The organism is Mesocricetibacter intestinalis, from assembly GCF_004363295.1.
In the GTDB taxonomy this organism is placed as follows: Bacteria; Pseudomonadota; Gammaproteobacteria; order Enterobacterales; family Pasteurellaceae; genus Mesocricetibacter; species Mesocricetibacter intestinalis.
Window position 1 is genome coordinate 13,630 of the sequence record NZ_SNYQ01000006.1, and the last position, 25,644, is coordinate 39,273.

Genomic DNA, 25,644 nt, shown 5'->3' on the forward strand with positions numbered 1-25,644 from the left:
AATTAAGCCGCGCCGGAACTAAAACAGGGAGATGTCTCTGCGCGATTAAACATTCACCATAATTCGGCTGATACGTCCGGCCTTTTCTTCTTCTTCACGAATGGTCATGACTTCGCAGCCGTTTTCGGTAACCACCAGCTGATGTTCGTACTGGGCGGAATGACTGCGATCTTTAGTTTTCACCGTCCAACCGTCGCCCATCAAACGCACTTCTTTTCTGCCCGCATTGATCATAGGTTCGATGGTAAACACCATACCGGGTTTTAAAATCACACCGCCGTCATCGGCATAATAATGCAATACCTGAGGTTCGCAATGGAACTCGGTACCTATACCATGTCCGCAATATTCGCGCACCACGCTGAATCCCTGGGCTTCGGTATATTTTTGTACCACTTTGCCGATTTCATTTAAACGAATACCGGGTTTTACCGCACGCAATCCGATATAAAGGGCTTCCTGCGCCGCTTCGCATAATTTTCGGCTGCGAATATTGGTATCGCCCACAATGTACATTTTTGAATTATCGCCGTAATACCCGTCTTTAATTACGGTAACGTCGATATTTAGAATATCACCCTCTTTCAGCAACTTATCTTCACTCGGAATACCGTGGCAAACCACTTCATTAATGGAAATACAGGTAGATTTAGGGAAACCGTGGTAATTCAGGCAGGCAGGAATCACTTTCTGAACCTTCACCATATAATCATGGCAAATTCGATCCAATTCTCCCGTGCTGACACCGGCCTTAACATAGGGTTCAATCATCACTAAGACGTCCGCCGCCAATTTACAGGCTTCGCGCAGTTTAATAATTTCTTCTTCCTTTCTTAACGGAATGCTCATTTTCTCTCTCGCTTTAAATTAAACAGGTAAAAAATAACGGGGCTATAATAGCACTAATTAACATTCGTAACCATATTTTAACTTTATCCACAACAGAGTAAAAATAGCCTTTTACAATTTAAAAATTATATTTTTTAATAGGTTAAGCGAAGAGGGTTCCGCTTCCTTACCTATTTATAAAATTTCCGGTTGAACGATTTAGTCGGTTATTAGATAATAGCCAATCGATTTTATAATATGTATATGCAAAGGTGGGATAATATTATGACAGATATCGCAGTACCGCTAACATTTACCGATGCCGCGGCCAATAAAGTGAAAGCGCTGATCAGCGACGAAGGCAATCAGGATCTGAAATTACGCGTTTACATCACCGGCGGCGGATGCAGCGGTTTCCAGTACGGCTTTACCTTTGATGAAAAAGTTAATGAAGGGGATCTGACCGTTGAGAATGCCGGCGTACAACTGGTTATCGACCCGATGAGTTTGCAGTATTTAATCGGCGGTACCGTAGACTATACCGAAGGGCTGGAAGGCTCACGCTTTATCGTCAATAATCCGAACGCTACCACAACCTGCGGCTGCGGTTCCTCTTTCAGTATCTAACAATATTCAAGCTCCGGATTACAACCCTTAATTATGGACTTCCAGTTCACCTCCTCCGGCGGGGAAATTTCCCTGAAATGTTCCATGGAACATCAGGCCGTAGCCCATTGGTTCAATACCGAAGTGCGCTTAAATCCGGCGCTGATTGAAAGCGTACTTAAAAGTATCCTTCAGGTGCGCAACTCGCCCGCATATCAAGATATTCGCTTATGCGGGGCGGAATACAGTCTGTATATTAATGCGCAGGAAATTATGATCCGCGCCAATAATCTGGATCTTGAAGCGCCCGCCCAACAACTCCTTGAGCCGGATTTCCATTATTATGATGAAGAAAGCCTTGCTTTCTGCGGCTTAGAGGACTTCGAAGCCTTAATTTCGGCCTACTTAAACTTTAACCTATAACAGCAAAAATTACCCGGATTCTTAGGTTGTGGATTATTCGCTGAAAAGCTTCAGCTTTACCCCCGGGGATTTTTTCCGAACATCGCATTTCCCTGCTTGCTATAAATTTAATCAGATCAGATATAAAAATTTTAACCCGATCACAAATCCGATATTTTATTTTTGAAATAACTTTGACTACCGAATAATATACGCACGCTTTTTTTAATAACAACAATATCTACTAACAATATCTATCTGAGGAGTTTTTATGTCTCAATCGAAGACATCCATGAAATGGAACAAGTTCGACATTACTTGGGTCCTTAACTTATTCGGTACTGCGGTCGGTGCGGGCGTTTTATTTTTACCCATCAATGCCGGTATGGGCGGTTTCTGGCCTTTAGTGGTAATGGTTTTACTGGTCGGTCCTATGACTTACCTTGCTCACCGCGGTTTATCCCGTTTTGTTTTATCCTCCTCCAAACCCGGCAGCGACATTACCGAGGTAGTAGAAGAGCATTTCGGTAAAACGGCGGGTAAATTAATCACCCTGCTCTATTTCTTTGCCATTTTCCCGATTCTGTTAATTTACGGTAATGGTATCACTAACACCGTTGATTCCTTTATCGTCAACCAACTGGGTATGGCTTCGCCGAATCGTGTATTGCTGTCCTTCATTCTGATTGCGACACTGATTTCGGTTATGTTAATGAATGAAAAAGTGATGCTGAAACTAACCGAACTGTTGGTTTATCCCCTTGTTCTTATTCTGTTTGCACTTTCCATTTACTTAATTCCGGAATGGAACACCTCCATGCTGGAACAGTTACCGAGTGCCGGCAGCTTCCTGACCACATTATGGATCACTATTCCGGTATTGGTATTCTCCTTTAACCATTCTCCGGCAATTTCCGCCTTCTCCCAATCGCAGCAACGCGAATACAAAGATGCAGCACTGACCGAAAAACACGCCAGCAAAACCTTAAAAGGTACTGCAACAATCCTATTGGTATTCGTTATGTTCTTCGTCTTCAGCTGCGTATTAACCTTAACGCCGGAAGAATTACAGCTGGCTAAAGCACAGAACATCAGTATTCTGTCCTTCTTAGCCAATAAATTTGACAACCCTTATATTTCCTACTTCGGTCCTTTAGTTGCTTTCTTGGCGATCACCAGTTCTTTCTTCGGTCATTACCTGGGCGCTCGTGAAGGTCTGGAAGGTCTATACCTCAAAATGACAGCGCACAACAGAGAGAGTATCAATCGTAAAAAATTAAACTATGGTACTGCCTTATTCTTCTTGCTGACCCTTTGGGGTGTTGCGGTAATCAACCCGAGCATTCTGGGATTAATCGAATCTCTGGGCGGCCCGATTATCGCCATGATCCTATTTATCATGCCGATGTACGCCATTCGCAAAGTACCTGCAATGCAGCGCTATCAGGGTAAATTAAGTAACCTATTCGTTACCATCATGGGTTTAATCGCAATTTCTGCGGTTGTATATGGACTATTTTAAAATTTAGGCTACAATCCGCATTCTTAATTGCATAGCTCCATTCCCTTTGCTCTTACGGGCAAAGGGAATTCGTTTGTAAGAATAACAATAACGAGAAAATTATGATTAGTGTATTTGATATGTTTAAAGTGGGTATCGGACCTTCCAGTTCGCACACCGTTGGCCCGATGAAAGCCGGTAAACAGTTTATTGATGATTTAATCGCACAAAATAAACTGACCCAAACGGATAAAATTCATGTGGACGTCTATGGCTCGCTCTCTATGACCGGACGCGGACACAGTACCGATACGGCGATTATCATGGGATTAGCCGGTTATTTACCCCATAATGTGGATATCGAATTAATTCCGAAATTTATTCAGCAACTAAAACAGAGTGCCTCTTTACCCGTTGCCGAAGGCCGGGCGAAGGTACATTTTAATTTTGATGAAAATATGCAATTTCATCAGACTTTTTTACCTTTGCATGAAAACGGAATGACCATCAGCGCCTTCGATGCGCAGGGTGCGCTGCTGTACAAACAGACTTACTATTCCATCGGCGGCGGTTTTATCGTCGACGAAGCCCATTTCGGTCAGGAAGAAGCGCAAACCACTCCTGTTCCTTACCCTTACAACAATGCCGCCGATATTCTGGCCCATTGCAACAATAACGGGCTGACTTTCTCCACCCTAATGCTGGAAAATGAGATCGCTCTCCATGGTAAACAGGCGGTTGCCGAACATCTGGCTCTGGTCTGGAACACTATGCACGCCTGTATCGAACGCGGCTTAAAAACCGAAGGCCTTCTGCCCGGACCGCTGAAAGTACCGCGTCGTGCGCCTTCCTTGTACCGTATGTTACAGGCTAACTCCGGACTGTCCAATGATCCGATGCGCGTTATCGATTGGGTCAATATGTACGCACTGGCGGTTAACGAAGAAAATGCGGCGGGCGGACGCGTGGTTACCGCGCCGACTAACGGCGCCTGCGGTATTATCCCTGCCGTCCTGTCCTATTATGCTAAATTTATTTCAGCCCTTGATCAGGAAACCATCGAACGCTATTTGCTCGCCTGCGGAATGATCGGCGCGCTATATAAAATGAACGCCTCCATTTCCGGCGCCGAAGTGGGTTGCCAGGGTGAAGTCGGGGTCGCCTGCTCCATGGCTGCGGCAGGGCTGACCGAAATTCTCGGCGGTAGTCCGGAACAGGTTTGTATTGCAGCGGAAATCGCCATGGAACACAATCTGGGCTTAACCTGCGATCCTGTCGGCGGTCAGGTGCAGGTTCCTTGTATCGAACGTAACGCCATCGCCTCGGTGAAAGCCATTAACGCCAGCCGTATGGCGTTGCGACGCACCACCAATCCGCGCGTAACCCTGGACAAGGTAATTGAAACCATGTATGAAACGGGCAAAGATATGAATGCTAAATATCGCGAAACCTCTCAGGGCGGATTAGCCATAAAGGTTATCTGCGACTAAAAAACGCTCTATTTTTCCACCGCACTTTTGCCCGCAAGTAAAAGTGCGGTTGTTTTTTTAACCCTTTTTTCCCGCCGCTTATATTAAGCGGATCAGATGTAAGGGAACAACCGACCGTTTTTATTTTCTCCGCCCTTCGCCTAAATCATTAACATACGCTGTTCCTCCTCTGAAAATATGCTAGAATCCGTCCCATCGGTTTTATGGCAAGAACGCCGGAAATATAAGCAATCATGTGGAAACAATCCCCTAATCCCGAACAAGAAGAAACCGCCGCCGCGCCCGAGCAACAGAAACAAAGCAACAGAAAAAACAGGTTGATTTTTATGTTTAAACTCGGCTTCACCCTGTTTTGTCTGGCGGCATTCTATGCAATTTATCTGGACGGTCAGATCCGCAGCAAAATGGATGGCCAAATCTGGCGTTTGCCGGCGGAGGTTTACGGCAGAATTCCGAGTATCCGATTAAGCGATAACCTGAACGCCGAACAGGTAAAAAGAATTTTGCTGGAAAACGATTATCGCCAAACCACATTAGTCGCCGCACCCGGTGATTTTAAAATCGAAAAAGACAGCCTCCTAATGATTCGCCGCGCCTTTCCTTTCCCCGGCGGAGCAGAAGCACAACGAGTTTTTCGCTTGCGTTTTGAGGAAGAGCGACTAAAAACAATCGAAGATCTCATAAACTTACGCACTATTGATGAATTTTCTCTGGCGCCGAAGCTGATTGCTATGTTGCAATCGGAAAAGGAAGAACGACTGGCGATTCCTCTCCAAAACTATCCGCGCTTACTGATCGATGCCCTCATTCTTACTGAAGATCGTCGCTTCTACGAGCATGGCGGCGTCAGCCCGCTGGGAATTCTGCGCGCCACCCTGAATAATATCCGCGCCGGACATACGGTCCAGGGCGGAAGCACCCTGACTCAGCAATTGGTAAAAAATCTGTTTCTCAGTAACGAACGTACTTTTCGGCGTAAAATTCACGAAGCCTTAATGGCGATAATTCTGGATCTGCGTTATGACAAAAATACCATTCTGGAAACCTATCTGAACGAAATTTACCTGGGACAAAACGGCGATACCCAAATTCACGGTTTCGAACTTGCCAGCCATTTTTATTTCGGTTTACCTATCCGCGAAATCAGTCTGGATCAAATAGCCTTGTTAGTCGGTATGGTTAAGGGCCCTTCCCTTTATAATCCTTGGCGTAACCCGGATAAGGCGCTGGCACGGCGTAATGTGGTTCTAAAACTGATGCTCGAACATCGAATGATCGGCCAGGAACTCTTCGACTTACTCAGCGCAAGACCGCTCGGGGTGCAGGATAAAGGGAAAATAACCCGAAGTTATCCGGCATTTATCCAAACCCTGCAAAGCGAACTGCGTGAAAATCTGGGGGATAAGCGCGAAGGCGTATTGCTCGGCGCACGTATTTTCACCACATTGGATCCGAAACAACAGCAATATGCGGAACAAGCGATTATCCAAGGCACCGCCGAATTACAGCTGCGGGTCAAAAATCCCCATCTGCAATCGGCAATGATTATTGCCGATTATCAGCGGGGGGAAATCCGAGCCATTGTCGGCGGAACCCAGGTAAACTATGCCGGTTTCAACCGCGCCCTGAACGCCAAACGTCAGATCGGTTCTCTGGTAAAACCTTCCGTTTATCTGGCCGCACTTTCCGATCCGGAACAGTTCCGTCTGAATACGCCGATTAATAACCGGCCGATTACCATTAATATCAAAGGAAGCCCGCCTTGGCAGCCGCGTAACTACGATCGCAGATACGGCGGCTCGGTCATGCTGGTCGACGCCCTGGCCCGCTCTTTAAATATTCCGACGGTAAATATCGGTATGAGGGTCGGGCTGAAAAAAGTAATTGAAACTCAGCGCCTAATGGGTTGGGATCACGACAATATCCCTAAAGTTCCCTCCATGTTACTGGGGTCTTATTCCGTATCCCCCTATAATGTAACCAAACTTTATCAGGTGATTGCCAACCGCGGGGCAAAAATCCCCTTAAGCACCATAGATACCATTACCGATCGTAATGGCGCCGTTATTTATCGACACAATAAAAAAGCGGAACAGGTGGTTGCGCAGGAAGCCGCCTTCCAAACCCTGTATGCCATGCAGCAGGCGGTTGAACGGGGAACGGGGCGCAGCCTGCAAGCTGATTTTGCCGCCCTCAGTCTGGCGGGGAAAACAGGTACCACGAATGATGCGCGCGATACTTGGTTCGTGGGAATCGACGGTGAAAATGTTACCACCGTATGGCTGGGCCGCGACGATAACGGCGAAACTAACCTGACCGGTGCCAGCGGCGCATTATACCTATATAAAGACTATTTAAAACGTACCCGAGCCAAAGCGCTTAAGCTGAATAATAAGCCCCCGAGCATAAAATGGGTGGGAATAGATGCCTACGGCGGTTGGAACTGTTATGCACCGGTACGCAATATTCCGGTCTGGGCGGATAAGAATCAATCCTTCTGTCAACAATCGCCAACGGTCGCACCTGCTTCATCCGCAGCACCTGTAGTACAGGCGCAGCCGGCGGGAGCAAGCACCGCAACGACACCGCCAATGCCGGAAAGAAATAGCGCCGTTCCCGCCCCTTCCGCGCCAAATAACAAGGGGCCGGCAATAGTGGAAGAAGCGCAACCGGCAAACTAGTCGAACTTATGGTTTATCGCTGCCGCCGAGGCACCGAAAAACCATTTTACTTGCCGCAGCCCGTACCGGAAAGCGGTTAGAAATTATCCTTCGCTTGGCGTAATCGGGTAAATTCCTTGATGTCTTTCGCCCGTAAAAAGGGATTAATCTGCATTTCCAGTCCTAAGCTTGTCGGCAAACTCGGGAGGTTCTCTGCGCGTAATGCCCGTACCTCAGTGAAACGTTGTTGTAAAACCTCCTGCCGTACAATAGCCGGATCGCTTAAACTTTCGGCAAAGCCTAGATTACTTAAGGTATATTCATGGGCGGGACAAATAAGGGTTTCCGGCGGTAAAGATTTAAGGCGCTGTAAAGACTGAAACATCTGAGCATAATCGCCAGTAAAAACTCTGCCGCACCCTGCGGAAAATAAGGTATCGCCGCAAAACAGATGGTCCTCGGTCAAATAGCTGACATGATTGGCGGTATGGCCTCCGCTCTCTATCACCTGAATATCATAATGGGGTAAACGGATATTCCCCGCGGCAACAATATGTTCGGCGCCTTTCTCCCGAGTTTCCGGCGGGCCGAACACAGGTACCTGCGGATAAGCCCGCTTAAAGCTCGCAACACCGGCAGTATGATCATCATGGTAATGGGTCAGTAATACTGCCTCAACCTGCAACTCTCTCTCGGCTAAATAAGCGAATAGTTTTTCCGTTTCCGCAATATCTATTACAATAACAGGACAATTTTCCCGCCCATACAGCCAAATATAGTTATCATCGAGAGCGGGCAGTGCAACTAACATAAAAATATCCTCGGAGCTAAAATGAAAATAAACTGGCAAGCCAAATACCCGCAGGAATTTAAATTACCTTATAGCTGGCATCAGCTTCCTCAGGGAGAAGCATATTGTAACGCAATTACAGACTATTTCGCCCCCTGGCTGGCAAAAATCTCCGGTTATCAGCTAGTAAAAATCGGCGGATTGAGCGCAGAAATCAGCTGCGACTTACCGCTGCGCCATCAAATTATCCTCTGCCCCGAACTCAGCCCCGCCCTTATTGAGCTGAACGGGCAAGATGCTGTATCCGTGCTGCAAGCTCGCCTTGATAATCTGCCCTTTATTGAAAACAGTGTTAACGCCTGTTTGTTAGCCAACGGCTTGAATTTTTACCATGATCCGCATCAGCTATTGCGAGAAATCACTCGAGTGTTGGACGAAGAGGGCTACTTATTTATTTCCCTGTTCAATCCCTGTAGCCCGCTTTTATTTAAACGCCGTCTGGGGCTTCCCGAGCAACGAAAATTCGAGTTCCGTCATTATATTATTTACCGCCTTATCGACTGGCTGGAATTACTTGGCTTTGAAATTTTGGCCTACAGGCATCTTTCCGTCGCGAAAAAAAATGCAGAAAAAGCACCGCTCTTTTCGCCCTTAAGCGTACTGGTGGCACAAAAACGCAGCTTACCTCTAACCCTTAATCCGGCCAAAAATATTTTCCGTCAGCACAAAGGATTTGAACCCATGGGGGCATTTAAACAGATAAATAATGATCTCTGAATCTTGCTTGTTAGACGGTTCTTCTCTATGATGCTTGCGATTTTTAGCCATGAGAGAACAATATGACGGAACAAACTTTTATTCCGGGTAAAGATGCCGCCCTTGAAGACAGTATCACCAAATTCGAACAGAAACTCAGCGCCCTTGGATTCAATATAGAACAGGCTTCCTGGTTAAACCCGGTACCTAATGTCTGGTCTGTGCATATCCGTGATAAAGACTGCCCGCAGTGCTTTTCCAACGGTAAAGGCGCCAGTCGGAAAGCCGCACTGGCTTCGGCCCTGGGTGAATATTTCGAGCGTCTTTCCACCAACTATTTTTTTGCCGACTATTATTTGGGACAGGAGATGGCCGAAGCGGATTTTGTACATTATCCGCATGAAAAATGGTTTCCAATCACAGATCCCGAACAGCTGCCGGAAGGTATTCTGGACGATAATCTGCGCCGCCATTTTGATCCCCAGGGAGAATTGACGCCGGAATTACTGGTGGATTTACAATCCGGTAATTACTCGCGCGGCATTGTGGCGCTACCCTATGTTCGTCAATCGGATCAACAACAGGTTTATATTCCGCAAAGCATTATCGCCAACCTTTACGTTTCCAACGGTATGTCCGCCGGAAATACGGAAAACGAAGCGCGCGTACAGGGCCTTTCCGAAGTCTTCGAACGCTATGTGAAAAACAAAATTATTGCCGAAGCCATCAGCCTGCCCTTAATTCCGCCGGCGGTGATGAACCGTTATCCGGGCATTCAGGCTTCAATTCAAAAATTGGAGGAAGAAGGCTTCCCGATTCTGGCCTATGATGCTTCCCTAGGCGGTAAATATCCGGTTATCTGCGTTATTTTACTCAATCCCCGGAACGGTACCTGTTTTGCATCTTTCGGCGCGCATCCGAATTTCCGCGTCGCTCTGGAACGTACCGTAACCGAATTACTACAGGGGCGCAGCTTAAAGGATCTGGACGTTTTCACCGCCCCTTCTTTTGATAACCAAGATGTGGCGGAACATGCCAATTTGGAAACCCATTTTATCGATTCCAGCGGCCTGATTTCATGGGATCTATTTAAGCAACAGGCGGATTATCCCTTCGCCGACTGGGATTTCTCCGGCACCACCGAACAGGAATTTAATCAGTTAATGCAGATCTTCCACCAGGAACAGAAGGAAGTCTATATTATGGATTACAATCATCTCGGCGTATATGCCTGCCGAATTATCGTGCCTAGTATGTCCGATATTTATCCGGCCGATGATTTAATCTATGCCAATAACAATATGGGCATGGATTGGCGTGAAATTCTGCTTGATCTGCCCCATTTCCATCATCCGCGCGAAACCTATCTGGAGCTGTTGCAGGAACTGGATCAGCAGGGCATCGACGATGCCGTACGGGTTCGCGAATTTATCGGTATCGTTGCGCCGCCGAAATCCGGCTGGAGTACCTTGCGAATCGGTGAATTAAAATCCATGCTGAACCTGGCCTGCGGCGATTTGGATGGAGCGTTGGACTGGGCCAACTGGACGTATCAGATGAACGCTTCGGTATTTAGCGCCGAACGCGCCAATTATTACCGCTGTCTGATTAGCAGCCTTGAATTATTCTTGGATAAAGCACGCGAGCCGCAACAGTATCGTGCGGTATTTGAAAAAATGTACGGCACGGCGGCAGTGGATTTGGCTTGGAAAGCTATCGGCGGCGACAATCCGTTCTATGATCTATTTGCGGATGACGAGCATTTACGCCGTTTTGATGCCCACCAGAATCTGCTGAAGGCCTACGCCAAACTACAAAAGGCAAAACGACAGCATTGGAAAGAGGCATAGCAGCCCCCCTTCCGCCGCCCATTCAGCACCTTTAAACGCTATTTGCTGCATATATCGGCTAACGGAAAAAGCCTAAAAAAAATGACCGCACTTTTTAGTGCGGTCATTATGTTTCAACTTAGGCGATGCCTTTATGTCTTAACAAGGCATCAAGGGTCGGTTTACGTCCGCGGAAACGCTCGAATAATACCATCGGCTGTTCCGAACCGCCGCGGGTTAGGATTTCTTCCAAGAAAGCCTGCCCCGTATTCCGGTTAAAAATACCTTCTTCTTCGAAGCGGGAAAAGGCATCGGCTGACAGCACTTCCGCCCATAGATAGCTGTAATAGCCCGCCGCATACCCGCCGGCAAAAATATGGCTGAAACTGTGCGGAGTTCGTGCCCAGTCTACCCCTTTGATAACCGCCACCTGCTGTTTCACTTTATTAAGGGTCGCAAGAATCTGTCCCTGGATTTGCGGTTGGTAATGGTGATGCAGAAGAAAGTCGAATAAACCGAATTCCAGCTGGCGCAACACAAACATCGCTGCCTGGAAATTTTTCGCTTGTAACAACTGTGCCAACTTTTCTTTCGGCAATGGTTGCCCGCTCTGATAATGGCCGGAAATAAACGCCAGGGCTTCTTCTTCCCAACACCAGTTTTCCATAAACTGGCTCGGCAATTCCACCGCATCCCAAGGTACCCCGTTAATACCGGAAACATCTCCCTCATCAATCAGAGTCAGCATATGATGAATACCATGACCGAATTCATGGAATAAAGTGGTTACTTCATCATGGGTAAATAATGCGGGCTTATCGCCGACCGGCCCATTAAAATTACAGGTCAGATAAGCCACCGGTTTTTGAATAGCGCCGTCCTGTTTACGTCGCCGTCCGACACAGTCGTCCATCCAGGCACCGCCGCGTTTATGCTCGCGCGCATAGAGATCCAGATAGAAACTGCCGCGTACCTCATCATTCTGATCAATAAGATCAAAGAAACGCACGTCTTTATGCCAGCAATCCACATCAAAGCGTTCTACCGCCCGAATATTAAAGATTCTTTTCACCAACTCGAATAATCCCGTTAATACGCGGTTTTCCGGGAAATAAGGGCGCAATTCTTCGTTATTCAGCGCATACAGAGCCTGCTTTTGTTTTTCGCTGTAAAAACTAATATCCCAAGGCTCAAGTTCATCAACCCCGTATTCTTGACGGCAAAATTCCCTTAATTGAGCCAGTTCTTTTTCTCCTTGGGCTTTTGAGCGTTTGGCCAGATCTTGTAGAAAATCCAAGACCTGTTGCGGACTTTCCGCCATTTTAGTCGCTAAGGAAAGTTCGGTATAGGTGTTAAAGCCTAATAACTGCGCCAGTTCAACCCTTAAACTTAGGATTTCTTCCATTATCGCACTGTTATCCCATTTACCGGCATTAGGTCCCTGTTCAGAAGCGCGGGTAACGAAAGCACGGTACATTTCTTCACGTAATGCCCTGTTTTCACAATAAGTCATCACCGGCAGATAGCTTGGGAACTCAAGGGTAAAACGATATCCTTGTAAACCCTTAGCCTGCGCCGCTTGTTTTGCCGCCTGCAGGGCGCTTTCCGGCAGCCCCTGTAACTGATTTTCCTCTTCGATCAGTTTATCCCAGCCCATAGTAGCGTCTAGGACGTTATTACTGAATGCCGAATTCAACTCCGACAAACGGGCGACAATTTCAGCATAACGTTTCTGTTGCTGTGGCGGCAAAGAGATACCGGACAGGCGAAAATCACGCAGGCTGTTTTCAATCGCTTTTTTCTGCGCCTGAGTATAGCCTTCGAATTGCGGCGAGTTTTTTAGCTGTACATAAGCTTCATATAATCCCTGATGTTGTCCGAGCCAGGTGGAATATTCCGATAGCATCGGCAAACAGGCTTGATAGGCTTCGCGCAGCTCGGGGCTGTTTTTAACCGAATTCAAATGGCTGATCGGCGACCAAGCCTTATTCAGACGATCATTGACTTCCGCCAAAGGCTGGCAGAAATTATCCCAACTGAAGGTTTCCTGTTTTAATAGATTTTCCGTTACCTGGCGGCACTCCCGGATCAGAGTTTCCACCGCCGGCTGAATATGTTCCGGCTTAATTTTGCTAAACTGCGGTAAAAGGGTATTTTCAAGTAATGGATTTGTCATAAACCTTTCCTTAATATTGACTGTGTTCGGCATATATTGGGGAAAATTGCGCAAAATCAAGTTTGAAAAAGTGAAAAAATCGGGGATAATCAAGGCGTTTTAATCTTTGCAGGGTATGGAAATGAAAATTATTTATATTTTATGCGGTATTATTTGCCTGGGATTAGGCATTCTGGGCGTAATTCTGCCCGGTCTGCCGGCGACGCCTTTCCTGCTTGCGACCCTCTATTTTTTCTCCAAAAGTTCTCCCCGCTTGCACCATTGGTTTACCCAAACAGGGCTTTATCGCAATCATCTGCAAAGTTTCAGCGAACAGCGCGCATTAAGTAAAAAAGCCAAAACCTATATTCTGACAATTGCGACAACCGTATTGTTGATCGGCTTTTATTTCACCCCCGGAGTTATCGGCAAAAGCCTAATTGCCGCCGTACTGTTGATAAAATACTGGGTATTCCTATACTGGATAAAAACCGTGCGGGAATAACCTCGCCTTTCAATCCCCCTTTTACCCCGCTCAAAATTAATTGAAATAAGAATAGTTTTCATATAGAATTCGTGCGCTTTTCAGCAGCCCCTGATGATTAATGACAAAAAATGAGCGGGCTGTTCACTTAATAAACTCCGCAGCGGCGCCATTTCGCCACAAGCCTTAATCTCAGGTACCGCCGCTTAACGGATCCGGCCTAACCTAAGCATAGGAACCTTTATGAAAAAAAACTTTATCTACAGCGCCATAGCGGGTGCAGTGCTATTTGCTTTAAATTCCGCCGCGGCGCAACAACAATCCGGCCAACTTGAGGAAATCGAAGTGGTGGGCAGCATGAATAAGCTGGAAATCCAACCCTTTAATCAGGCCAAATCCGCGCTAGTGATAAACGAAGGGGAAATGCGCTTAGAAGGCGCGGATAAAGCAGATGAAATCGGCCGTTACCAGGCGGGATTCACTAATCAGGTTTTCGGCAGCGATACCAATACCAACTGGTTTCGCCTGCGCGGTACCGAGGCCAGCCAAGCTATTGACGGAATGCCGGCCCTGAATCAGGGATTTTTCACACCTCAAATAGAAACCTTCGGCCTGGAAGCGGTGGAGGTGATTAAAGGAGCGGACTCCATGGCTTTCGGCGCCGCCAATTCCGGCGGTCTTATTAACTACATCAGTAAACGCCCGCATAAAGAATCGGTCGGTAAAGGGGAAATCAGTACCCATTTCGGTAACAAAAATCAGCGTGGTACGGGAATTGATTATACCGGCGCTCTGAATGAGGATAACAGTTTACGTTACCGTCTGGTGGGTGCTTATCGTCATGCGGGCGGTGAATGGGCGGGAACCTATTCGGAAAGCTATTATTTTGCCCCGAGCATCGCCTGGGATATTTCCGATAAAACTAACTTAACGATACTGGCCAGTTATCTGAAAAACGTCGGCACCCCGAGTTCCAACTTTGTTCCGCAAAGCGGTTCTCTGGTCGCTACCCCGGCAGGAAAAATCTCGCCGCACAGCAACTTAGGCGATCCGACTCAGGATAACGAAAAAAATCTGGTTCGCACTATAGGATATGAATTTACCCATGACTTCGGCAATGGAATTTCCTTCCGGCAGAATTACCGCTATCAGCATATGGGCAGCCATCATCAAAGCGCTTATGTATGGCCCTCTCTATATGATAGCGCATACAATCCATTGCCCTTTACAGACAGTTATGATATTACCCGCAGCCTCACCTATAACGACGGAACCGCTCGCAGCCACAGCCTAGACAACCGGATCAGTTGGAAATATAACAACGATTGGTTGGAAAACACCTTAGTAGCGGGATTTGATTACCGCCATCAGAAATTCGATGCCTTCTACTATCAATTCGGAACAACGAGTAAGGTAAATATTTTGAATCCTGCGGCCAGTTACGGCAGTCCGCAAGATGTCAGTAAGGCGCCGAGAATTCTGATTAAATCCCGCCAACAGGGTTATTATCTGCAAAATGCCGCAACCCTGTGGAATACCCTGGGATTAAGCTTAGGACTGCGCCATGATAAAGTACATAACAGCGAGTCCACATACACTCAGGAAGTGAAAAAAGATCATACCTCCTACTCCGCTGCAGTCATGTATTATAACGACCTGGGGCTTAATCCTTATTATGCTTATACGGAAGCCTTTACCATGCCGAACGGTCTGAGCGGTAATCAAACATTGTATGATCCGAATATCACCAAACAACATGAAGTGGGCGTAAAATATATGCCGAGTTGGGTGGAAGGAACAATTTCCCTCGCCTTCTTCAAAGCTAAGGACAAAGGGGCGTTAATCGGGCAGGGATTAGGTAATACCATAAGCAGTGCCGATCCGATTAAACGCAAAGGTGCGGAATTGCAGGCCAACTTAAATCTTAGCGAAAAGCTCAACGCCGTTATCGCCTATACTTATCTGCAAGCCCAAACCCAAGGTGCCGGCGGTAATGTAATGCGCCCGTTAATTCCTAAACATAGCGCCTCAGGCCGTATTTCCTATCAGTTTAACCAGAAGCTGACGGCCGGTGCCGGTGTTCGTTATATAGGCAACAGCGTTTCCGATGCGGGTTCCCTTTATGCCGGTAAGAAAATTTCCTCCGCAACGCTGGTGGATCTCTTCGCCCGCTACAATTTGAGCGAAAATCTGGTTTCGCAGCTCAATATTAATAATCTGGCTAACCGTAAATACCTGGCCGGATGCGACTATTATTGCTACTATGCGGAAGGTATCAGTGCGGTAGCAAGCATCAGCTATAAATTCTAATCAAAAAGACCGCACTTTAGGCTAAAGTGCGGTCCGAAAAATAGACAAAAAACCTCGTTAAATATTAACGAGGTTTTTTAATCCGGATTAATCCTGCTGTTTTGCGGCCACTTGCTGTAGCAAGCTTTGCAACTCGCCGGATTGATACATTTCCAGCATAATATCACAACCGCCGATTAACTCGCCTTCCACCCATAATTGCGGAAAGGTCGGCCAATTGGCAAATTTCGGTAATTCGGCGCGTACATCGGCATGTTGCAGAATATCCACATAACCGAAAGGCACCTGGCAATTAATCAAGGCTTCGGCCGCTCGTGCGGAAAAACCGCAGGCCGGTAACTTCGGCGAACCTTTCATGTAAATTAAAATCGGATTTTCCGCAATTTGTTTTTTGATCTTTTCTAAGGTTTCCATTGTATTCCTTCCTTCTCACTAAAATTTCAACCTTGGGCATTTTAGCATAAGCTTTATCTCCCACCAATAGTCCGACTAAAACTATCAACTATCATTCGCCGCATTTGCTAAAAACATCGCCTACCAGCTACCGCCGGCTCCGCCTCCGCCGAAACTTCCGCCACCGAAACCACCGCCGGAACCGCCGCCGAATCCGCCACCACCGAATCCGCCGTTGCCGCCCCCGCGCCGATTTAGTACGGAACGGCGTATAGCGCTTTGCAACTGATGATTGGCACTCGGACTAAGATAAGGCCGACGCCGCTGGCCGATTTCTCCCAGCACAATAAATAAAATAAACAAGGCAATAATCAAATAGGGGATATATTGTTGCAACCCCTGTGTAGCGGCTGCGGCGTCAAATTCCCCTTTTGAGGCGGCTATTATTTCATTTAATGCCGCATCTATACCTTGTGCATATTGCCCCTGCTTAAAGTAAGGCAGAAGCGTACGTCGAATTACCTGAGCCAAAAAAGCATCGGGCAATACCCCTTCCAACCCCTGTCCGGTAGCAATAAAGACCTTACGATCATTTTTCGCAATCAGCATCAGCACGCCGTTATTCAGCTGTTTACGTCCTATCCCCCATCTATCGCCGAGGGCAAAGGTATAATCCGAAATTTCATATTCCTGAGTCGAGGGAATAATAACTACGGCGATTTGCGAACTGGTTTCGCGCCCATATTCGCTGAGTTTATGTTCCAGTAGCTGCTTGTCCGTAGCGCTCAATGTGCGCGTATAATCATTCACATAGCTAAAAGGTTCGGGAGTCGGCGGAAAAGTAACGGCAAAACTTGCTCCCCCGAAAAAAAGTAAGCAAAAAAATACCGCTCTTTTAAGCAATTTATTCATTGATAATCACCTCATCGGGCAATTCGTTACGATCTTCCGGCTGATAAGGGAAATAGCGCGCCAAAACTTCGGCAATACGCTCAATCACCGCCTGCATTCCTTGATTGTAACGCCCGGCGGCGAAATCTTCCGCCATTAAGCTATATTGCTGCTGCCAGAAGGACTGTCCCACATAATGGTGAATATTACAGTCGCCGATAATGGCACAAGCTCTGTCCGCATAAGCGATATAGATTAAAACCCCGTTGCGTTCCGCCGTATTTTCCATCTCCAGCTGACGAAATAACTGTAACCCCCGCTCAAAACAAGAGGAAGAATCCTCCGCCATCCGAGGTTCGATATATACGCGCAATTCCGCCGAAGTTTTTTGTTCCGCCTGCGCTATGGCCCGCTCAATCTGTGTTTTATCAAAGGGCATTGAAAATAAAGACATAATCCTACCTGATAACCTTATGCCGGAATCCGGCCTTTCAGATTAAAAAGGCACGAAAATCCGTGCCTGTAATTTTAATCAAAACTGACGCTAGGGGCATTTTCAGCACCTGCCGCTGATTTGAAATAAGGTTTATCCTTAAAACCGAAAATCAATGCAATAAATTTAGTCGGGAACTGGCGTACTTTCTGATTATAGATTTTCGCAGCTTCGTTAAACTTATTGCGGGCCACATTAATCCGGTTTTCAGTACCTTCCAGCTGAACCTGTAAATTCATAAAACCCTCATGGGCTTTTAATTCCGGATAGCGTTCCACACTAACCAGCAAACGGGATAAAGCGCTCCCCACCGCATTTTGATTTTGCTGAAATTCAGCCAGCTGTGCATCCGTCATATTAGCCGGATCAATTTTGGTTTGAGTCGCTTTGGCCCGAGCTTCCACAACCTCGGTTAAGGTGTCTTTTTCAAAATTTGCCTGCCCTTTCACCGTATTTACCAGATTAGGGATCAAATCGGCGCGACGCTGATAAACGGATTCTACATTCGCCCATACGGAATCAATTTCCTCTTCCGCTTTTACCAAACCGTTATAGCCGGACATCAGGCTAAAACCAATAACTACGGCGGCAATAATGACAATCAGCCATTTTTTCATTTGCTATTCCTAAATTTCTGCCCATAAACAAAAGACCTAAACATTATGTTTAGGTCTTAATAAAAATAACATTACCGATTAACCGGTAAATGATTATTTAGTACCTTTTACTGCGATTTCAACACGACGATCCGGTGCTAAACAAGCGATAAGCGCTTTACGACCTTTAACCGCATCACAAGTGCTGCCAGTTACAGGGTTAGCTTTACCGTAACCGGTAGCGCTGATATCCTGCTGAGCGATACCTTTAGAAACTAAGTAGTTTGCTACGGTTTCAGCACGCTGTTGAGATAATTTCAGGTTGTAAGCTTCGGAACCGATACGGTCTGTGTAACCTGCTACAGCAACCTGTGCAGATTTAACCTGAGCGATTTCACCGTAAACGCCGTCTAATACGTTCTGTGCTTCAGGTTTTAAGCTTGCTTTGTCAAAACCGAAAGTTACATCAGAGTTTAATGTGAAAGTTTTGTTTACAACTTCAGGAACTACCGGAGCGCCCTGACCGAAACGGTAAGATAAACCGAAGGTTACAGAACCGATATCTGGAGTGAAGTCTGCACCATCGTTGCCAGACCATTTCTGATCTTTACCAACACCGTTGATCCACTGATATTCAACACGTGCAGCTAAATCAGTGAAGCCTGGGATAGCATATTCAAGACCTGCGGCAAACACCGGAGATACTTTTAATGAGTGGCCGGTAACTTTGCTGCCATCAGCCTCATAGGCTTTAACATCGCTACGGATTAATGCAGCACCGACACGGGCATAAGCGTCCAAGCCTTCTAAAACTGGAGTTAAGTTACCTAAATCATAGCTAGGTTTTAAGCTTAAGTTTACACCGTGGTTAGTGAATTTATCAGCTTTAGCATCAGGGTTGGTTACTTTCATTGTACCGTAGTGATCATAACCCAATTCTACCGCTAAATTATCGATGATCTGATAACCACCGAAAACACCATAGGTTACAGAATTTGATTTTACGCTTGAATCAGCAGATTTAAAATCATCTACGCCATCATGGAATGATGCCCAACCCACACGGGCGCCGGCATAGAATGTATTTGCTTGTGGAGCAGCTTGTGCTGCTGAGGCTACTGCTAAACCAGCGATTGCTAATGCGATTGCAGTTTTTTTCATTTTGATGATCCTCTTAAGTAATCCAGTCATCTTATTTATAAATTATCAGCCCAAAGGCCGAAATCCCGGCGCATAAATGCGCCCCCGATCTTAGTCCGTAAATAAGAAGTTATTTTCACTTATATGACAACTAAGATTGATCGTAGAAGAGTTTAACACTCTCATTAGCCTTTTGCAAAACGCTTTTCCCACAGCAAAGAGGGAAAGTTCTCAAAAGTGAGCGTATTATCTATACATAATTTGATAAAATCAAATAGAATTTAATTTTTTAGATTATTTTTTAATCAAAATCTTTCATTATTTTTCCTTTATCGCCCAAAGATCCGATCCAAATAAAAAAGCCCGCTCCCGAATAGGATTAGGCTTTTGCAGTTATAGGCAGAATAAATGATTTATTTCTGTACCAAGCGGATTACAGGGGTTACATGGTAATCTCGCGCTGTCCCTTAACGGTGATTTCGACTCGGCGATCCGGAGCAAGGCAGGCAATAAGTGCTTTACGGCCGGCAATATTATCGCAACTATGTCCGGTTACCGGTGCGGATTTACCATAACCGCTGCTACTGATTATCTGCGAGGAAATTCCCTTCGCAGTTAAATAATCGCTAACTGTCTGGGCCCGCTGTTGTGATAATTTCAGATTATAAGCATCGGAACCGATGCGATCCGTATAGCCCGCCACTGCAATCTGTGAAGTACGGATCTGAGATATTTCGGCAAAGATCCCATCTAGCACTATTCTTGCTTCGGGTTTCAAACTTGCTTTGGCGAAATCAAAGGTTACGTCAGAATTTAAACTAAAGGTTTTATACATAACTTCTGCAGCTGCCGGAGTCGCTCCCTGTCCGAAGCGATAAGAAATTCCCGCACTGACCGAACCTATATGAGGCGTATAATCAATACGTTCACCGCGCTTATCCTCAAGTTTTCCGACCTTATTCACCCATTGATATTCAAGGCGAAATGCCAACTCAGGCAATGAAGCGAAGCTATATTCAAGCCCGCCGGCAAATAGCGGAGAAACCTTCAAAGAATGTGCACGATCCGTGCGTCGTTGTCCGGAATAACCTATATAGTCGGAACGAATCAATGCTGCGCCGACACGGGCATAAACATCCAGTCCTTCAACAACCGGATAACTCGCCTTTAAATTTAAATGCGCACCATGATTGCCGTGCTTAATAATAGTTTCCCCATTCTTACGGAAGCGGGCGCGGCCAAAATCATCATAGCCCAGTTCGAGCGCAAAGTTATCGCTGATCTGATAACCGCCGAATATGCCGTAAGTAACGGAATTACGTAAATAACCGAAATCACTGCCAAAACGTTCGGAATGGTATTTAAATCCTTCATGAAGGGATGCCCAACCAGCCTTGGCACCGACATAAAAAGTATTTGCCTGTGCCGCGGCCTGTACCGACGGAACAATAATAGTTGCTGAAATAGCTAATGCGAGTGCAGTTTTTTTCATTGCATTGTCCTCTGTTTGTTATCAATAACATTCTATTTCGGCCGACTGACGACCGAAACGAACGCTTACGCGTTCTTCCTTATCCTTAAGCTTGAAAGAACAAAACAAAACCCGAAAAACAGCGTTTTTAGAATAGCACACTGGATTTTTCAGAATTTCCAGGCTTATCAAGCCTTTGAATTATCAACGTTAATTAAGATAAAAGCAAATTTCAGGCTTTTAATTGCTCAAAAAATAAACGATAAAGAACAAAAAAACCCGGTGGTAAAACCGGGCTTTACTGTAGGACAGTATATAATGCTGAGAAAATAATTACATCGTAATTTCTCTGTTACCCTTAACGGAAATTTCAACACGGCGATCCGGTGCAAGGCAGGCAATCAACGCCTTACGCCCTTTCACCCCATCGCAATTATTGGCGGTAACGGGATCCGCTTTGCCATAACCCGTCGCGCTGATATCCTGCTGCGCTACCCCCTTAGCCACCAAATAGTTGGCAACGCTTTGCGCACGCTGCTGGGATAATTTCATATTATAGGCTTCGGAACCGATACGATCGGTATAGCCGGCAACCTTAACTTGAGGAGCCTTAAGCTGATTGATCTCCGCATATACGCCATCTAACACCTGATGGGCTTCCGGTTTCAACTTGGCTTTGTCAAAAGCAAAAGTTACATCGGAATTCAGCGTAAAAGCTTTATTGACGACTTCCGCAGCAACCGGCGCCGCTCCCTGACCAAAACGATAAGATAAACCAGCGGTTACCGCACCGATACTCGGGGTATAATCGAAGCGGCCCCCCTCTTCCTCCTCAAATTTACCGACTTTATTCAACCATTGATATTCCACACGGAAGGCTAATTCCGGTAATGAAGGTAAACTATATTCCACACCGCCGGCAAATAACGGGGAAACTTTTAAGCTATTCTGATCGCCTTCGAAAGGTCCTTCCGGCGTATAAATTTTATAATCGGAACGAACCAAGGCCGCACCGACGCGGGCATAAACATCCAGACCTTCAATCAGCGGGTAACTTGCCTTTAAGCTTAGATGCGCGCCATGAGCGGTATGTTTATCCGTTGTTATTCCGTTTTGACGGAATTTGGCTCGTCCGAAATCATCATATCCCAATTCAAGGGCAAAATTCTCCGTAAACTGATAACCCCCAAATAGACCGTAAGTAACGGAATTGCGTAAATAACCGAAGTCCTCGCCCAAAAGTTCGGAATGATATTTCAGCCCGTCATGAAATGAAGCCCAACCGGCTTTGGCACCGACATAAAAAGTATTTGCCTGCGGAGCGGCATGGGCAGCTGAAGCAACGGCCAAACCGGCGACAGCTAATGCGATTGCTGTTTTTTTCATTGTATTTTCCTCTGTTTAGTTAATAATTCTTGCCGAAAATAAACATCTCAGTAAAAAATCCCGGCTCAGTTTGTACCTTGACCTAGGTTTCAAGAACGGATTCAAAGGATGTATGCCCTTATCTTTAATTAATTCCGTTAAAAATTAATGTATTATTAAATGTAATCAAAATAAAGGCAACTATAATCTTACACATAAATAAAAAATCATATTAAATAATTTCAGTTTACCTCTCTCTATCATTTCCGTTTGCGCAATCGGATTTTTCCTCATGTTAATTATAAATCTATATGCTAGAATTTAAGCAGATTATAACTATTACGAGCACAACCATCATGTTACCCCGTTTAAAAAACATCCCCGAACTGAATCCTGCGGTTGCCGACTATTTAGACAATCTGCGCAGCCAGCACTTTAGCGGCGATATCGCTTGTTCTTATGCGGATCGACTAAGCTTGGCCACGGATAACAGCGTTTACCAGCAACTGCCGCAGGCGATTTTGTTTCCGAAATCCGTGGCCGACGTGGTTCGAATCACCAAACTGGCGCAACGTCCTGAATATCAATCCCTGAGCTTCACTCCGCGCGGCGGCGGCACGGGAACCAACGGACAGGCGTTGAATAATAATATCCTGGTGGACTTTTCCCGCCACATGACCGGAATTCTGGAGCTGAATACGGAGCAGCGCTGGGTCAGAGTTCAGACCGGCGTAGTCAAAGATCAACTTAACCGCTTTCTGAAGCCCTACGGCTTGTTTTTCGCACCTGAGCTTTCCACCAGTAACCGAGCCACTCTGGGCGGTATGATCAATACCGATGCCTCCGGTCAGGGATCATTACAATATGGCAAAACCTCCGATCATGTTCTCGGTTTGCGTGCGGTTCTGATCAATGGCGAAATTTTGGATACAAAGGCGATTAAAACCGAAGGTTTTAATCAAAACCTACAGTCGCTTTCCCTCACCACGACGGGACGCCGCCTGCATCATGAAATTTTTCAACGCTGCAAAGAAAAACGTCAGCAAATTATTCAAGATTTGCCTCAACTTAACCGGTTTCTCACCGGTTATGACCTAAAAAACCTGTTTAACCATGACGAAAGCGAATTTAACCTAAGCCGTATTCTTACCGGTTCCGAAGGTTCGCTGGCCTTTATCTGCGAAGCTACTTTGGATCTGACCCCAATCCCTAAATACCGAACGCTGATTAACGTAAAATACCGTTCCTTTGATGCAGCCCTGCGTAATGCGCCCTTTATGGTGAAGGCCAAAGCCCTATCGGTAGAAACCCTAGACTCCAAAGTATTGAATCTGGCAAAAGAAGATATTATTTGGCATTCCGTCAGCGAATTACTGACGGAACATAAGGAAGATCCTATTTTAGGCCTAAATATTGTGGAATACGCCGGCAATAACAAGCAATTGATTGAAACTCAGGTTGAAGAATTATGTCGCCGTCTGAGCCAAAAAATCACCGCCGGTGAAGATAATATCATCGGTTACCAGATCACTTCCGATCCTTCCTCGATCGAACGTATTTATGCGATGCGCAAAAAAGCCGTCGGTCTGCTGGGCAATGCGAAGGGAGCGGCAAAACCCATAGCCTTTGTGGAAGACAGCTGCGTACCGCCCGAACACCTCGCCGATTATATTACGGAGTTCAGAGCATTATTGGATAGCCATCATCTGCAATACGGTATGTTCGGCCATGTGGACGCCGGGGTATTACATGTTCGTCCCGCCTTGGATCTGTGCGATAGGGAGCAGGTTCAGCTGCTTAAGCGTATTTCCGATCAGGTAGCAAATCTCACTAAAAAATACGGCGGTTTGATTTGGGGGGAGCATGGAAAAGGAATGCGTTCCCGTTATGGCGAAAAATTCTTTACGCCGGAATTATGGCGTGAATTACGCTATATAAAATACCTCTTTGATCCCCATAACCGCTTAAATCCGGGAAAAATCTGTACTCCTCTGGAAGGCGAACATGAACTGTACGATATTCTGTCGCCAATGCGCGCCGATTACGACCGCATAATCCCGCTGGCAATACGCGAAGAATTTTCAGGCGCAATGAATTGTAACGGCAACGGTTTATGTTTTAATTTTGATGCCCACAGCACCATGTGCCCTTCCATGAAAGTCAGTAAAAATCGGATCTATTCGCCGAAAGGCCGGGCGGCCATGATACGCGAATGGTTACGCCTGTTGGCAGAACAAAAGGTTACCCCTGCCCAACTGGATTTCCGTACCTCGGAGATCAAGTTAAGGGATTTCATACATAAAATTCGTCATTATCTGTATAAAGGCAAAGAATACGACTTCAGCCATGAAGTTAAAGCGGCAATGGATACCTGTTTGGCCTGTAAAGCCTGTGCCAGCCAATGCCCGATAAAAATCGATGTGGCAAGTTTCCGTGCGAAATTTTTCTATTTTTACTACGGCCGCTACCCGCGCCCGTTGAAAGATTATGTAGTGGCGAATTTGGAAAAAACCGCCCCCTATCTGGCTAAGCAGCCAAAATTCTTTAACTTTTTTACCCGCGCCCGCCCCGTACGGGCAGCGGTAGCTTTCGGTTTGGGAATGACCGATTTACCCCTGCTGTCAACACCGAATCTGCAGCAGCAACTGGTTGAAATCGGTTACCAAGGCCATTCCCTTGAACAACTTGAGAGCCTAAGCGATGAAGCCAAGCAAAATATGCTGCTGATCGTACAAGACCCCTATACTTCTTACTATGACGCAAAAGTCGTTAGCGATTTTGTGGCACTGGCCCAAAAGCTCGGCTTTAAACCCGTAGTTCTGCCCTTTAAACCCAATGGTAAGGCCATGCACATTAAAGGTTTTTTACGGCAATTCGCAAAAACCGCAAAAAATCAGGCCGAATTTCTAAACCGAATGGCGGCGCTATCTCTGCCGCTGGTGGGGGTTGATCCCGCAATTGTACTCTCCTACCGAGATGAATACAGGGAAATACTAGGCCCACAGCGCGGCGATTTTCAGGTGATTACCGCCCATGAATGGTTAAAAACCGCGTTAAAGGGCGAAGAGGTACGAAGCAGACTAAAAAACCCAAATAAAAATCGGCATATGTCGGAAACGGAAACCTCGCCTGCAGACTGGTACCTATTTCCGCACTGCACGGAAACTACCGCGATGCCGAATAGTGCGAAGGAATGGCAACAGATTTTTGCGTTATTTAATCAGCAATTGCAGGTGGAAAAAGTCGGCTGCTGCGGTATGGCCGGGGTATTCGGGCATGAAACCCCGAATCAGCAAATGTCAAAAGCTATTTATCAGGCTTCTTGGGCGCAAAAACTGGCCGGGAAAGCGCCTGAACAATGCCTTGCCACCGGATATTCCTGCCGTAGTCAGGTGAAACGTTTCGAACAATGGCAACCTAAGCATCCGCTACAGGCTTTACTAAGCCTATTGCGCTAACCGGAAATGCTAAAATCAAGGCGGGG

20 protein-coding genes are annotated in these 25,644 nt (G+C 46.3%); 10 read left to right on the forward strand and 10 right to left on the reverse strand.

Features of this window, described 5'->3' with window-relative positions; all coding sequences use genetic code 11:
• Positions 1–45 precede the first annotated feature (45 nt).
• Positions 46–849: a type I methionyl aminopeptidase gene (gene map, locus EDC45_RS07625; protein ID WP_133545096.1), complete on the reverse strand. Its 804-nt coding sequence runs from the start codon at positions 847–849 to the stop codon at positions 46–48.
• A gap of 264 nt (positions 850–1,113) precedes the next feature.
• Between map and erpA the strand changes: the two genes are divergently transcribed.
• The 5 genes from erpA (at position 1,114) to mrcB (ending at position 7,508) form a co-directional block, all read left to right on the forward strand.
• Positions 1,114–1,455 (forward strand): iron-sulfur cluster insertion protein ErpA, encoded by a 342-nt coding sequence (gene erpA, locus EDC45_RS07630; RefSeq protein ID WP_133545098.1) that lies wholly within the window; start codon positions 1,114–1,116, stop codon positions 1,453–1,455.
• A 33-nt stretch (positions 1,456–1,488) separates the two neighbouring features.
• Complete coding sequence (locus EDC45_RS07635; RefSeq protein WP_133545101.1) at positions 1,489–1,857, forward strand: YacL family protein; 369 nt, start codon at positions 1,489–1,491, stop codon at positions 1,855–1,857.
• Positions 1,858–2,107: 250 nt separating this feature from the next.
• The gene (locus EDC45_RS07640; protein ID WP_166635119.1) at positions 2,108–3,358 is read left to right on the forward strand and encodes an HAAAP family serine/threonine permease; all 1,251 of its coding nucleotides are present in this window, start codon (positions 2,108–2,110) and stop codon (positions 3,356–3,358) included.
• A 101-nt stretch (positions 3,359–3,459) separates the two neighbouring features.
• A complete protein-coding gene (locus EDC45_RS07645) occupies positions 3,460–4,827 on the forward strand; it encodes an L-serine ammonia-lyase (RefSeq protein ID WP_133545103.1) in 1,368 nt (455 codons plus the stop codon).
• Between the two features lie 326 nt (positions 4,828–5,153).
• Positions 5,154–7,508 carry a penicillin-binding protein 1B gene (gene mrcB, locus EDC45_RS07650; protein ID WP_424960667.1) on the forward strand — a complete coding sequence of 785 codons (2,355 nt, stop codon included), beginning with the start codon at positions 5,154–5,156 and terminating at the stop codon, positions 7,506–7,508.
• 76 nt (positions 7,509–7,584) lie between these two features.
• Here the strand turns inward: mrcB and gloB are convergent, their stop codons facing one another.
• Entirely contained in the window at positions 7,585–8,298 is a 714-nt protein-coding gene (gene gloB / locus EDC45_RS07655) for a hydroxyacylglutathione hydrolase (protein WP_133545107.1), read from the reverse strand.
• Positions 8,299–8,325: 27 nt separating this feature from the next.
• Here gloB and EDC45_RS07660 point away from each other — a divergent pair, with 27 nt between their 5' ends.
• Both EDC45_RS07660 and ycaO read left to right on the forward strand, forming a co-directional pair.
• Positions 8,326–9,054 carry a class I SAM-dependent methyltransferase gene (locus tag EDC45_RS07660; RefSeq protein WP_133545250.1) on the forward strand — a complete coding sequence of 243 codons (729 nt, stop codon included), beginning with the start codon at positions 8,326–8,328 and terminating at the stop codon, positions 9,052–9,054.
• A 62-nt stretch (positions 9,055–9,116) separates the two neighbouring features.
• Positions 9,117–10,883 (forward strand): 30S ribosomal protein S12 methylthiotransferase accessory factor YcaO, encoded by a 1,767-nt coding sequence (gene ycaO / locus EDC45_RS07665; protein ID WP_133545109.1) that lies wholly within the window; start codon positions 9,117–9,119, stop codon positions 10,881–10,883.
• Between the two features lie 118 nt (positions 10,884–11,001).
• On the opposite strand, the gene prlC is transcribed toward ycaO, so the two are convergent.
• Entirely contained in the window at positions 11,002–13,038 is a 2,037-nt protein-coding gene (gene prlC / locus EDC45_RS07670; RefSeq protein ID WP_133545111.1) for an oligopeptidase A, read from the reverse strand.
• Positions 13,039–13,159: 121 nt separating this feature from the next.
• Here prlC and EDC45_RS07675 point away from each other — a divergent pair, with 121 nt between their 5' ends.
• Positions 13,160–13,522 carry a YbaN family protein gene (locus EDC45_RS07675; RefSeq protein WP_133545113.1) on the forward strand — a complete coding sequence of 121 codons (363 nt, stop codon included), beginning with the start codon at positions 13,160–13,162 and terminating at the stop codon, positions 13,520–13,522.
• Between the two features lie 222 nt (positions 13,523–13,744).
• Positions 13,745–15,811 (forward strand): TonB-dependent siderophore receptor, encoded by a 2,067-nt coding sequence (locus EDC45_RS07680; protein ID WP_133545115.1) that lies wholly within the window; start codon positions 13,745–13,747, stop codon positions 15,809–15,811.
• An 87-nt stretch (positions 15,812–15,898) separates the two neighbouring features.
• Here the strand turns inward: EDC45_RS07680 and grxD are convergent, their stop codons facing one another.
• The 7 genes from grxD to ompA (EDC45_RS07715) form a co-directional block, all read right to left on the reverse strand.
• Positions 15,899–16,225, reverse strand: coding sequence for a Grx4 family monothiol glutaredoxin (gene grxD / locus EDC45_RS07685; RefSeq protein ID WP_133545118.1), 327 nt, complete (start codon positions 16,223–16,225; stop codon positions 15,899–15,901).
• A 120-nt stretch (positions 16,226–16,345) separates the two neighbouring features.
• Entirely contained in the window at positions 16,346–17,116 is a 771-nt protein-coding gene (locus EDC45_RS07690; RefSeq protein ID WP_133545120.1) for a TPM domain-containing protein, read from the reverse strand.
• Positions 17,109–17,549, reverse strand: coding sequence for a TPM domain-containing protein (locus EDC45_RS07695; protein WP_133545122.1), 441 nt, complete (start codon positions 17,547–17,549; stop codon positions 17,109–17,111). The genes EDC45_RS07690 and EDC45_RS07695 overlap by 8 nt, the downstream gene beginning before the upstream one ends.
• 74 nt (positions 17,550–17,623) lie before the next feature.
• Positions 17,624–18,205, reverse strand: a complete 582-nt coding sequence (locus EDC45_RS07700; protein WP_133545124.1) for a LemA family protein — start codon at positions 18,203–18,205, stop codon at positions 17,624–17,626.
• A 93-nt stretch (positions 18,206–18,298) separates the two neighbouring features.
• The gene (gene ompA, locus EDC45_RS07705) at positions 18,299–19,345 is read right to left on the reverse strand and encodes a porin OmpA (RefSeq protein ID WP_133545127.1); all 1,047 of its coding nucleotides are present in this window, start codon (positions 19,343–19,345) and stop codon (positions 18,299–18,301) included.
• A gap of 421 nt (positions 19,346–19,766) precedes the next feature.
• A complete protein-coding gene (gene ompA / locus EDC45_RS07710; RefSeq protein WP_133545129.1) occupies positions 19,767–20,816 on the reverse strand; it encodes a porin OmpA in 1,050 nt (349 codons plus the stop codon).
• A gap of 312 nt (positions 20,817–21,128) precedes the next feature.
• On the reverse strand, positions 21,129–22,181 hold the full coding sequence (gene ompA / locus EDC45_RS07715) for a porin OmpA (protein WP_133545131.1): 1,053 nt from the start codon (positions 22,179–22,181) through the stop codon (positions 21,129–21,131).
• 335 nt (positions 22,182–22,516) lie between these two features.
• On the opposite strand from ompA (EDC45_RS07715), the gene ydiJ reads away from it, so the two are divergent.
• On the forward strand, positions 22,517–25,618 hold the full coding sequence (gene ydiJ / locus EDC45_RS07720) for a D-2-hydroxyglutarate dehydrogenase YdiJ (RefSeq protein ID WP_133545133.1): 3,102 nt from the start codon (positions 22,517–22,519) through the stop codon (positions 25,616–25,618).
• Positions 25,619–25,644: the final 26 nt, after the last annotated feature.